10 protein-coding genes are annotated in these 10,826 nt (G+C 67.1%); 2 read left to right on the top strand and 8 right to left on the bottom strand.

Annotated elements, in window-relative coordinates:
• Positions 1 to 21: 21 nt before the first annotated feature.
• From F3S47_RS09135 to F3S47_RS09100, 8 genes are all read right to left on the bottom strand, one after another.
• Entirely contained in the window at positions 22 to 1,302 is a 1,281-nt protein-coding gene (locus F3S47_RS09135; RefSeq protein WP_191090123.1) for an ABC transporter ATP-binding protein, read from the bottom strand.
• Entirely contained in the window at positions 1,302 to 2,552 is a 1,251-nt protein-coding gene (locus F3S47_RS19645) for an ABC transporter ATP-binding protein (protein ID WP_150444928.1), read from the bottom strand. Before F3S47_RS19645 ends, F3S47_RS09135 begins: the two co-directional genes overlap by 1 nt.
• A complete protein-coding gene (locus F3S47_RS09125; RefSeq protein ID WP_150444927.1) occupies positions 2,549 to 3,481 on the bottom strand; it encodes an ABC transporter permease in 933 nt (310 codons plus the stop codon). The genes F3S47_RS19645 and F3S47_RS09125 overlap by 4 nt, the downstream gene beginning before the upstream one ends.
• 4 nt (positions 3,482 to 3,485) lie before the next feature.
• On the bottom strand, positions 3,486 to 4,499 hold the full coding sequence (locus F3S47_RS09120) for an ABC transporter permease (protein ID WP_150444926.1): 1,014 nt from the start codon (positions 4,497 to 4,499) through the stop codon (positions 3,486 to 3,488).
• Between the two features lie 85 nt (positions 4,500 to 4,584).
• Positions 4,585 to 6,234 (bottom strand): ABC transporter substrate-binding protein, encoded by a 1,650-nt coding sequence (locus tag F3S47_RS09115; RefSeq protein ID WP_150444925.1) that lies wholly within the window; start codon positions 6,232 to 6,234, stop codon positions 4,585 to 4,587.
• A gap of 314 nt (positions 6,235 to 6,548) precedes the next feature.
• Complete coding sequence (locus tag F3S47_RS09110) at positions 6,549 to 7,250, bottom strand: ThuA domain-containing protein (RefSeq protein ID WP_150444924.1); 702 nt, start codon at positions 7,248 to 7,250, stop codon at positions 6,549 to 6,551.
• Positions 7,251 to 7,440: 190 nt separating this feature from the next.
• Complete coding sequence (locus tag F3S47_RS09105) at positions 7,441 to 8,469, bottom strand: ABC transporter substrate-binding protein (RefSeq protein WP_191090122.1); 1,029 nt, start codon at positions 8,467 to 8,469, stop codon at positions 7,441 to 7,443.
• A gap of 65 nt (positions 8,470 to 8,534) precedes the next feature.
• On the bottom strand, positions 8,535 to 8,924 hold the full coding sequence (locus tag F3S47_RS09100; RefSeq protein WP_150444922.1) for a RidA family protein: 390 nt from the start codon (positions 8,922 to 8,924) through the stop codon (positions 8,535 to 8,537).
• A gap of 82 nt (positions 8,925 to 9,006) precedes the next feature.
• Here F3S47_RS09100 and F3S47_RS09095 point away from each other — a divergent pair, with 82 nt between their 5' ends.
• A complete protein-coding gene (locus F3S47_RS09095) occupies positions 9,007 to 9,540 on the top strand; it encodes a MarR family winged helix-turn-helix transcriptional regulator (RefSeq protein WP_191090121.1) in 534 nt (177 codons plus the stop codon).
• A gap of 20 nt (positions 9,541 to 9,560) precedes the next feature.
• Positions 9,561 to 10,805 carry an acyl-CoA dehydrogenase family protein gene (locus F3S47_RS09090; RefSeq protein WP_150444920.1) on the top strand — a complete coding sequence of 415 codons (1,245 nt, stop codon included), beginning with the start codon at positions 9,561 to 9,563 and terminating at the stop codon, positions 10,803 to 10,805.
• Positions 10,806 to 10,826 lie beyond the last annotated feature (21 nt).

Below are 10,826 nucleotides of genomic sequence, written 5' to 3'. Positions count from 1 at the left end.
GGGGGCTGGAGCCGTTTCGGTTCAGCTCAGGCGTCCCGCGTGGACACAAGCCGCCTCGTGGCCCGAACCCAGGGCACGCAATCCGATCTCGTCGCTGTCGCGGAAGCGCACGTTCAGCTTGGAGCCCTTCACGTCGAGGATCTCGGTTGCCTCGCGCATGGCTTCCGGCACCCGGTCGGACCGCAGAACCTCCCAGAGCTTGCAGGCGGCCTCCTCGGTCTCGAAGGCGAGTTCGGCCTCGAGCTCGCTCTTCCGGCTGACGCCGGAGAGCCGCTCGAAGAGCGTGTCGTCGCTTTCGAGCAGGCGCACGATGTCGTCCACCTCCCAGCCGCAGTCCGGCGTCGCCACCGGGCAGCGGGTGTGGAAGCGGCAGGCCTTGGGTGGCCGTGCCGGGTCGGGGATCGTGCCCTCCAGCGTCGCGATGGGCGCGTCGGGGTCGTCGTCGAGGTCCGGCTTCGCCGCCAGCAGCGCCTTGGTGTAGGGATGCTGCGCGTCGCGGAAGATCGTCTCGGTCGGCCCGTGTTCGACCACTCGCCCGAGGTACATGGTCACCGTCCGGTCGGCCATGTGCCGCACGACCGAGAGGTCGTGGGTCACGAAGAGATAGGCCAGGTGCCGCTGCTGCTGCAGGTCGCCCAGCAGGTTCAGGATCTGCGCCTGCACCGACACGTCGAGCGCACTCGTGGGCTCGTCCAGGACGATCAGGTCCGGGTCGAGCGCCAGGGCCCGGGCGATGGAGATACGCTGCCGCTGACCGCCCGAGAACTGGTGCGGGTAGCGGTATAGGTGCTGGCGGCCGAGGCCCACCTGCTCCAGCAGCTCGACGACACGCTCCGTCAGGAGCCCGCCAGAGGCCTCGCCGTGCACCCGCAGGGGACGACCGACGATATCGACGACCAGGTTGCGCGGGTTGAGCGAGGCGAAGTTGTCCTGGAAGACCATCTGCACGTTGCGCCGGTACTTCGCCTTCTGCTTGCCCGACATCCGGTCGATCCGGTCCTCGGGGCCCAGCGTTCCTCCGCGCCCCGTGTCGAACAGGACCTCGCCGCTCGTCGGCTCCATGAGCCCGGCGACACATTGCGAGAGGGTGGTCTTGCCGCAGCCGGACTCGCCGACGAGACCCACGGTCTCGCCCCGGCGGATGTCGAAGCTCACGTCGTCCACCGCCTTGACGTGGCCGACGGTGCTCTGCAGCACGCCGTCCTTGATCGGAAAGTGCTTCTTGAGGTTGCGCACGCTTAGCAGGGTGTCGCCCGCCTTCTTCGACGTGGCGATCTCGGTCATGGGGTTCTGCATGGTCATCATGCCGTCTCCAGTCGGGGCGTCTCGGGGGCCGTGTCCTCGCGCGGGTGCTCGAGGAAGCAGGCCACGTCATGGCCCTCGGTCACGGGCAGAAGCTGCGGGTCGGCGCCGCGGCACTGGGCCATGGCCTTGGGGCAGCGGTCGACGAAGCGGCAGGCCGGTGGCGGGTCCACGAGTTCGGGCACCGTGCCGGGAATGGAGGCCAGGTGGCCCCGGCGGGTTCCGGCGCGCGGCACTGCGTTGAGCAGGCCCTGCGTGTAGGGGTGCCGCGGATCGGTGAAGACCTGCGAGACCGTGCCGACCTCGGCGATCCGCCCGGCGTACATCACCGCGACGCGGTCGCAGACCTTCCGCACCAGCGAGAGGTCGTGGCTGATGTAGAGCACGCTCGTCCGGCGCTTGGCCTGCAGCATCTTGATGAGATCGAGGATCCGCGCCTGGATCGTCACGTCGAGCGCGGTCGTGGGCTCATCCGCGATGATCAGGTCCGGGTCGCAGGCGAGCGACTGGGCGATCATCACCCGCTGCCGCATCCCGCCCGAAAGCTCGTGCGGATAGCTGGTCATCACCCGGCGCGGGTTGGGGATCTGCGTCTCCGCCAGTGCCGCGGCCACCTTCTCGTCGAGGGCCTTCTGCAGGCGCCGCGACGGCCCCTTGAGGGGCGGAAAGCGCCGGGCCCAGCGATCGAAGCTGCCCTCCCGCTGGTTGGCCTGCCGCCGGAGAGACCCCGCGACCCAGCCGCGGTCGCCTTCACCCACGCCAGCGGCCTCCAGCAGTTCGTGGCTCTTGTGCTGCAGGAAGACTTCGGAGAGCTGCGCCCCAATGGTCAGCGTCGGGTTCAGCGCCTTGCCCGGGTCCTGGAAGATCATCGCGATCTTCTCGCCGCGGATCTGGCGCATCTTCTTGGCGGGGATGTTCAGCAGGTCGAGTGTCTCGGCCCCCGTCCCGCCGCAGGTCTCGCAGCCCTTGCCGGAGCAGTCGGGGCAGGCCTTGCCGCCCCTGGGCCGGAAGAGCACCCGGCCTCCCGCGATATCGGCGGGCGGCTGCGGGACGAGGTCCAGGAAGCAGCGGCCGGTGACCGACTTGCCGCATCCCGTCTCGCCCACGAGGCCCAGCATCTCGCCGTCGCGGATGTCGAAGTCGACGCCGTCGACCGCGTGGACGCGACCCTGCTTGGACTGGAAGTGGACCTTGAGCCCCTTCACCTCCGCGATCCGGGGGGCGGGGGTCACCGTGTTCATGGCGTTCATCGCTTGTCCTCCGTCTTCGGATCGAGGGCGTCGCGCAGGCCGTCGCCCACGAGGTTGAAGGCAAGGGCCCAGATGAAGATCATCAGGCCCGGGAAGGTGGAGGCCCACCAGCGGCCCGAGGCGATGCCGGCCTGGCCTTCGGAGACGAGCACGCCCCACTCGGCGATCCCGCTTTCGCTGAGACCGATGAAGGAGAGCGTCGCGCCCACCAGGACGATGTTGCCCATGTCGAGCGTCGCCTGCACCGCGATCGGCGTGATCGCGTTGGGCAGGATGTCGCGGCGGAAGATGTTGAACCGCGTATCCCCGATCACCCGGGCGGCCTGCACGTAGTCGGCCTGCCGGATCAGGATGATCTGCGCCCGCATGATCCGGGCGTATTTCACCCAGAAGACGATACAGAGCGACAGGATGATGTTGGTGAAGCTCGGGCCGAGGATGGCTGCCACGGCGAGGGCGAAGATCAGCTCGGGGATCGACAGGAAGATGTCGACCACGCGCATCAGCGCCTCGTCCAGCCAGCCGCCGACGAGACCGGCGAGGCTGCCGATGCAGACGCCGATGACCACCGTCACCGAGACCACGATCAGCGAGAGCTGCAGCGAGGTCCGGCTGCCCCAGATCACGCCGTAGAGGACGTCGCCGCCCTGGTTGGTCGTGCCAAGCGGGTGGCCGGGCGTGCCCGGCGGGCTCCGCACGGCGCCCCAGTCTCGGGGCATCTGGTAGGGATCGGGCACGTTCGGCGGCGCGAGCAGCGGGGCGAAGATCGCCATGCAGAGCAGCGCGATGATGAAGAACAGCCCGATCACGGTGGTGGGGTTCGACAGGATGGTGCCCGAGATCTCGCGGTAGCGGCGCAGGCGGACCGTGAAGGCCGTGTCGTGCCGCAGCGGGTCGAGCGGTTTGGCGGGGGTGTCGATCTGGGTCATTTGGTCAGTCTCCCAGCCGGACGCGCGGGTCGAGCTTGGCGTAGATGATGTCGACGACGAGGTTGGCGAAGAGGAACAGGACCGAGGTGAAGAGCACGTAGGTCATGATCGTCGCCTGGTCGCCGCGGACGACGGCGGAGGCCATCCAGCGCCCGAGGCCGGGCCAGCGGAAGATGATCTCGGCCGCGATGGCGCCCTGCATCAGGAAGGCGATGGTCAGGCCGATCACCGTGACCGTTGGCACCAGGGCGTTGCGGCGGGCATGGCGGTTCAGCACGAGGCGCTCCGGCAGGCCCTTGGCCCGCGCGGCGTCGACGTATTCCTGCTGGAGCTCCTCCACGAGCGCCGAGCGCATCATCCGGGTGATGATCGCGACCGCACCGAAGCCCAGCGTGATCGCCGGCAGGATCAGGTGCCAGACGGCATCCACGAACCCTCGCCAGCTGCCTGCCAGTATCGAGTCGAGCATGTAGAGGCCGGTCGGGTGGGGCATGGAGGCCCAGATGTCGGCGTCGCTGCGCCCGACCGGGAACCAGCCGAGGTTGGCCCAAAAGATGATGAGCAAGACGATCCCGAACCAAAAGAGGGGAAGCGAGGCCCCCGATACTGCGACGACGCGGGTCACGTGGTCCTGCCACCTGTTGCGGCGGACACCCGCGAAGACGCCGAGCCAGAGCCCCAGCATAACGGCCACCGCGGCGGAGACCACCGAAAGCTCGAGAGTGGCCGCCAGCTTGGGCCAGAAGACCTGGCTGACCGGGGCCGAGGCCACGCCGGAATAGCCGAAGTCCCCCTGCAGGGCGCCGCGTGCCCAGTAGAAGTACTGGACGTAGAGTGGCTCGTTCAGGTGAAAGCGCTCTTCGAGCTGCTGCACCTCCGCGGCCGACATCTCGTGGCTGAGATAGACGCCGATGGGCGAGCCACCGATCCGCGTCAGGGTGAAGACGACGACCGAAACGCCGAACACGAGGAACGGCAGGATGATAAGTCGTCGAATGATGTAATCGCGAAGCTGCATGGCTCCTCCGGAAGCGGTCGGGCGTGCGTGCGGGGGGCAGGTCAGGGCGGGGGACGGCCGGGGAGGCAGCCGTCCCCCGGAGACGTCACTCGGACGTCTTGTCGAGGATCGCGAAGTTGATCGACGGACGCGGCCAGAGCGGCTGGATCACCATGCCGTCGATGCGGTCGCGATAGGCCGTCACCGCGCCTTCCTGGGCGCCGATGATCCACATCGGGTCCTCGTAGAGAACGCGCTGCAGCTCGCCGATGATTTCGGCGCGCCGCTCGCGGTCGAGTTCCACCGCGGCTTCCTCGATCATCGAGGCGATCTCGTCGGGGTTCTCGTAGCCCTGGCGGAAGCCGTGCGCCTCGCCCCATTCCCCGTCGGGGTGGGCGTAGGTCAGCAGGTAGTCGATGGGATCGGCCGCCGGGTCGCCGTTCTTGGCCCACATGGCGTAGTTCACCGGCGAGGTCGCGAGCGCCTCGTCGAAGACCGCCTCGGCCACGCCCAGCACGTTGATCCGCATGTCGGGATTCATCGCCTCGATGCTGTCCTTCAGGATCAGGCACTGGATCTCGAAGAGCGAGCCGCTCTCGACCACCACGGTCACCGTGAAGCCCTCGTCCCAGACGCCGGCCTCCTTGAAGAGACGTTCGGCCTCCTCGAGGTTCTGCTCGTTGTAGACGGGGGCCTCGGGGTCATAGCCGAAGACGCCGATGGGCACGTAGTGCGGGTTCACCTCGCCGAAGCCGCCGAGGGCGCCGTTCAGGAACGCCGAGTAGTTGAACGCGTGGTTGAAGGCCTGGCGGATGCGGACGTCGGTGAAGAAATCCGTCGGGATCGTGTCGCCCTCGGGCAGGTTGCCCTCCGGCACGTTCATGTTGAAGCCGATATGCAGCGGCTCCAGCAGAAGACCCTCGGAGTAGACGTTCACGCCCTCCGCATCGCCGAAGTCCGGCACGTAGGTCGGGTCGGTTTCGATGGTGTCGAACTCGCCGGCCCGCAGGCCCAGCACGCGCACGTCCGGATCGACGCCGAGTTCCAGGCGGACGTTGTCGTTCGCCATCTCGCCCCAGTAATCCTCGTTCACCTCGAGCGAGAGGTTCTCGGTCCGGTTCCAGGTGCCGAAAGTGTAGGGGCCCGTTCCGACCATTTCGCCGGAGAGATACTCGTCGGCGGCCTCGATGCCGCCGTTGGCCTCGACGGCGTCCTGGCTGACGATGGAGGCGGTCATCGGCAGGACCGACGAATAGAGGAAGCTCGCGTCGACCTCGTTCAGTGTTACCTCGAAGGTGTAGTCGTCGACCACCCGGGTCTCGGCGATCTTGTCGGCGAGGATATCGGCCGCGGAGCCGGGCAGGTTCAGCTCCATCACGCGGTCCCAGGAATACTTCACGTCGTCCGCGGTGAACTCGGTGCCGTCGTGGAAGGTCACGCCCTCGCGGAGCGGGAAGGTGTAGGTCAGTCCGTCCTCGGAGATGAGACCGTTTTCGAGGCTCGGCACCTCGGTGGCGAGCGAGGGCATCAGCTCTGGCGAGTCGGGCCCGACCGTCAGCAGGCGCTCGTAGACGTGAAAGATGATGGATTCGCCGCCTTCGCCCGGTTCGACCGCCGCGGGGTCGAGCGTCGCCGGTTCCTCGTCGGCGCCGTGGACGATGGTCTGCCGCTCCTGGGCCGCAAGGCCTGCCGGCATCATCGCGGCGAGGGCCAGAGCGCTCACCGACAGCGAGATCCTGGATCTGTAGGTTGTCATTCGTTTCCTCCCGTTGGCGGGGGCGGCGCACGAACTTGCGGCCCCCTTGGTACCGGATCCCGCCGGGCCTCCTCTCCCTGCGGCATCCTCTCAAACGGTCGCCCGATCCCCGCCGAAATTCGGCAGTCGGCGAGCAAACGTTTGCATAGAGAAGGCTGGAACAAATCGCCGGGCCCTGTCAACCGCGCCCTAGGAAAGTCCTTCACGGCTTCGCGAGCCGACGCAAATCTATGCACACGTTTGCACGGCGCTCGCTTCGTCGACTGACCAGCGAAGACCTTCGTTTCCTCGTGCAGAGCGGTTCTGGCGGACGTCTAGCGGCCCCCGGCCCAGAGGATTCCGCGGCGGATGATCTCGGTCACCTGGGGTACCTGAAGGTCCTCGACCGTGTGGCCGATCGAACAGTAGAAGACACGGCCCTTGTCCCAGCGGCGGGTCCAGACGACGGGAATCACCGTGCCCTCGATCCACCAGAGGTGCTCGCCCGAGAAGGTGGTGGTGGCCAGGACCTCGTTCGACGGGTCGACCAGCATGTAGTACTGCTCGGACTTGAGGCGGAAGCTGCCGATGCCCTCGACGAGCGGATGATCCGGCTTGGTGATCGTCACGTCGTAGTCGACGAAGTCGTCGGAGGGGATTGGGTTGTCGGGCCAGCCGGGCGGGTGCCCCACGAACTGTCCCCCGATCATGAAGTGGTAGGTCGGGTGGTCGCGGAAGGCATCGCCCATGTGGCCGTGCCACCCGGCGATGCCGCAGCCGGAACCCACGAGCTCCAGCAGCCCGTCCTCCTGCTCCTTCGTCATGTTGCCGAACTCGGGCTGGTGAGACGAGCGCGCCGAGGACCAGATCGGCACGATCACGTCCACGTCCCGCATCTCCTCTGGGCTGGCCAGCGGCTCGAGAGTGTCGTGCACGACGACCTCCACCCCCTCGGCTGTAAGCAGGTCACGGCACCAGTCGGAAAAGTCGGTCGGCCGGTGTCCTTCCCAGCCGCCGACGAACAGCGCTGCCTTCATGGTTCCTCCCTGAAACTGATCGTGCCGGTCCGGCGGGAGCGGCAGGTCTCGCGGTCAGCAGAGACGCGGAAAGGGAGGCTGTCAAAGCCGGTTTTATCCGGTCTGAATAATCCATTGGGATGGCTCTGAAACGCGAAAACGCGGCCCCTCGACGAGAGACCGCGTTCCCGCACGCGCCCGGGCAGGGGCGCTACATGTGCTCGGCGCGCCAGGCTTCGATGTCGGCCTGGACTTCCTCCTTGTCGAAGCTGTTGGCGGCTTCGATGAAGTCGTCGTTGAGGAAGCTCTCGTTGTCGACCATCTCCTCGATCTCGCCCGCGGCCATCAGGTCTTCCTGGAGATTGGTCCAGACGTCGCTGCGGAGCTCGCCGTAGATCCCGTTATCCGGAACGTGCAGCGACATGCCCAGGTCGAGGAGCAGGGTGCCGAGCTCCTCGCGAACCCAGTCGGCCGGGACCGCTTCCTTGGCCATCGCGGCGACGGCCTCGGGGTCGGCCTCGGCGGCATAGACGCTCTTGGCCCAGGCCTCGAAGAAGCCCTCCATCATGGGGCGCAGCTCCTCGATGCGCTCGGCGTCCATGGCGAAGGAGTTGGCGGGCAGGTCGCCGATCTCGTCCGGCAGGATGTTGCGGATTGCCAGGTCCTGCGACCGGAGCGAAACGAGGTCCGAGGGTCCGCCCACGATGGCCGCCACCTGACCTCCGTCGAGGGAGTTGGCAAGGAGCGGGGCGCTTTCGCCCAGGACGACGATCTCGACCGAGTCGAGCGGCACGCCGCCGATGTCCAGGGCGGTGACGAGCAGGGCGCGGTCGCTCTCGCCGACGATCCCGACGGTCGTGCCTTCGAGGTCCGCGACGCTCTGCGCTTCGCTGTCCTCCAGGATGTAGATGCCTTCGACGGCGCCGTGCATGACCTCGTAGACCACGTCGATGTCCAGGCCGCGCGCCTGGGCCTGCACGACCTGTGGCGCGTCGAGGCTGGCTATGTCCACCGTGCCGTTGTCGAGGAACGAGGTCGCGGGAAGATCACCGCCCGGCACGAGTTCCAGCTCGATGCCGGCCTCCTCGAAGTAGCCGAGAGCCTCGCCGGCCAGCACCGGGTACCAGGACGCGGTGCGCGGAACGGGCGTCAGGATCTTCAGCGTGGTGATGTCCTGCGCGGCGGCGGGGGCCGCGGCGGCGAGCAGCGCAGCGGCTGCCAGTCCGTATGGGGTCGACATGAGCATTCCCTCTCTGTTGCCGCCCGCACTCCTCTCGGGCGATGGCGGGGCCGCCGGGACGGGTCTCACTCGACCACGGCAATCCCCTGGATTTCGATCAGCATGAGCGGATCGGCGAAGCCGGTCACCGTGATCGCGGCGCTTGCCGGGAAATCGTCGCCGAAGATCTCGGTCCGGATCTCGGTCATTGGCGTCGTGTAGCGGACGTCGGTGACGAAAACGGTCATTGTCACGATATCGCGCAGCGTGCCGCCGGCCCGTTCGAGCGTGCGCTCGAGGTTGAGGAAGCATTGTCGGCACTGAGCCTCGAAGTCGCCCTTCAGGGGGGTACCATCGTCGGCACGCGGGGCGCCATGGCCGGCCAGCCATATGATTTTCTGGGCGCCCGTGGTTACAACGGCAGGGGAGAATGCGCGTCCCTGCTGCCAGTCGCCCTTGACATAGCTGCGGTCCATCTCTCCTCCCCTTCATGTCCTCTGACTGGACGTTAGAGGGGCGTTTATCTTAATGTCAAGATAATCAAGATTGAGGTTCCGAGTGACAGACCCGACCACCGAAGATTCAGTGAGCCACATCGTGCGCGAATGGCGGCGCGAGCGGCCCGACTTCGACGCCGGACCGATCGGCGTCTTCGCCCGGATCCTGAGGCTTTCCGGGGCGCTATCCCAGCGCACCAAGGCCTGGCTGGACGAGGAGGGGCTGAGCTGGGAGGCCTTCAGCCTGATCGTCACGCTGCGTCGGCAGGGCGCGCCCTACCGCATGCGGCCCAGCAGCATCATCCGCGAATCGTTGCTGACCTCCGGCGCCGTCACCAACCGCATCGACCGGGTCGAGAAGCTCGGCCTGGTCGAACGGGCGCCCGACCCGGACGACCGCCGCGCCGTTTCTGTCCAGCTGACCGAAGCCGGGCTGGAAAAGGCCGATGCCGCCATCGCGGCCCACGTTTCGCACCTGCACGAGGTACTCGAACCGCTCGGGGAGGAGCAGCTCGAAGACCTGGACCGCCTGCTCACGGCGGCACTTTCGATGATCGAGACCGAAAACGGGTCGGCGGACCAGGGACCCCGCTGACCGACACTGGGAGGATACACATGATCTACGCAGACGACGGGTCGTTGACCGAAGAGCAGCGTCTCATGCGCGACAGCTGCAGGGCCTTCGTCGACGACGTCGTGACGCCCTTCATCCGGCAGAACTGGCGCAAGGAATGGGACATGAGCCCCGGCGAGCGTCTGCCGGCCTCGATTCTCGAGGGCGCCGAAGAGATCGGGGTCCGGACCCTCGGCGTGCCCGAGGAGTTCGGCGGGTTCGACCTCGACGAGGAGACCGAGGTGCGCACCTTCGCGCTGATCGCCGAGGAGGTCGCCCGCGGCGACTCGGGCCTGGCCGACAAGCTGGTGCAGAACTGGAAAGTCGCGATCCTGCTGCGTGAGCTGGCCTCGAAAGAGATGCTCAACGAGTGGTTCCCCCGCCTGCGCGCAGACCCGCAGTTCCTCCTGGCCCACGCCCTGACCGAGCCGCGCGGCGCGTCCGACCGCTGGCTGCCCTACAATGTCCCCGAGGCCGCGATGCAGACGACCGCGGTGCAGGACGGCGACGAGTGGGTGCTGAACGGACGCAAGCATTACATCTCGAACGGCTACGACGCGAGCCTCTACGTCATCTACGCCAACACCGACCGCACGAAGGGAATGCTGCAGGGCACCTCAAGCTTCATCGTTCCGCGCGACTGGCCCGGTCTGACGATCACCAAGTGCAACGAGACCGTCGGCTGCCGTTTCATGAACAACGGGGAACTGCTTCTCGAGGACTGCCGCCTTCCGGCGAAACACCTGCTGGTCAGAGACGCCGCCATGGGGGGCGCCGGAAAGTATTTCCGCGCCGGCAAGATCATCCAGGCGGCAAAGAACCTCGGGGTCGGCGTCGCCTGTTTCGAGCGGACCTCCGACTTCGTGCAGCAGCACGTCCAGGGCGGCCGCATCCTCATCAAGCACCAGGCCGTCGCCATCCGGCTCGCCGACATGGCGACGCGCATCGAGGCGGTTCGCTCGCTCGTCGAGCGGGCGTCCAGGGCAGTCGACGAGCGGCACGCTGATGCCGACATCCTCTGCAACATGGCCAAGGTCTATGCTTCGGAAGAGATCATGAAGGTTGCCCAGCACATGCTGGAGCTGCACGGCGGTCACGGCGCGATGCTGGAGAACGGCGTCGAGAAGCTCTTCCGGGATGCCGCGATCTTCCTGCACATGGATGCGACGGTCGACATCAGCCACATGAAGATCATCAAGGCGATGTTCCCCGATACGGCCGGGGCCTACGCCGGGCCGGAGGGGTAGGGCGGCCGGCATCGATCGCGT

Source organism: Histidinibacterium aquaticum, assembly GCF_008710275.1.
In the GTDB taxonomy this organism is placed as follows: domain Bacteria; phylum Pseudomonadota; class Alphaproteobacteria; order Rhodobacterales; family Rhodobacteraceae; genus Oceanicola; species Oceanicola aquaticus.
This window is presented reverse-complemented; position numbering and strand designations above follow the sequence as displayed.

Excerpts from the sequence above, each read along its gene's own strand:
- F3S47_RS09135 (WP_191090123.1), bottom strand. The coding sequence starts at position 1,302 with ATGACCATGCAGAACCCCATGACCGAGATCGCCACGTCGAAGAAGGCG.
- F3S47_RS19645 (WP_150444928.1), bottom strand. The coding sequence starts at position 2,552 with ATGAACGCCATGAACACGGTGACCCCCGCCCCCCGGATCGCGGAGGTG.
- F3S47_RS09125 (WP_150444927.1), bottom strand. The coding sequence starts at position 3,481 with ATGACCCAGATCGACACCCCCGCCAAACCGCTCGACCCGCTGCGGCAC.
- F3S47_RS09120 (WP_150444926.1), bottom strand. The coding sequence starts at position 4,499 with ATGCAGCTTCGCGATTACATCATTCGACGACTTATCATCCTGCCGTTC.
- F3S47_RS09115 (WP_150444925.1), bottom strand. The coding sequence starts at position 6,234 with ATGACAACCTACAGATCCAGGATCTCGCTGTCGGTGAGCGCTCTGGCC.
- F3S47_RS09110 (WP_150444924.1), bottom strand. The coding sequence starts at position 7,250 with ATGAAGGCAGCGCTGTTCGTCGGCGGCTGGGAAGGACACCGGCCGACC.
- F3S47_RS09105 (WP_191090122.1), bottom strand. The coding sequence starts at position 8,469 with ATGTCGACCCCATACGGACTGGCAGCCGCTGCGCTGCTCGCCGCCGCG.
- F3S47_RS09100 (WP_150444922.1), bottom strand. The coding sequence starts at position 8,924 with ATGGACCGCAGCTATGTCAAGGGCGACTGGCAGCAGGGACGCGCATTC.
- F3S47_RS09090 (WP_150444920.1), top strand. The coding sequence starts at position 9,561 with ATGATCTACGCAGACGACGGGTCGTTGACCGAAGAGCAGCGTCTCATG.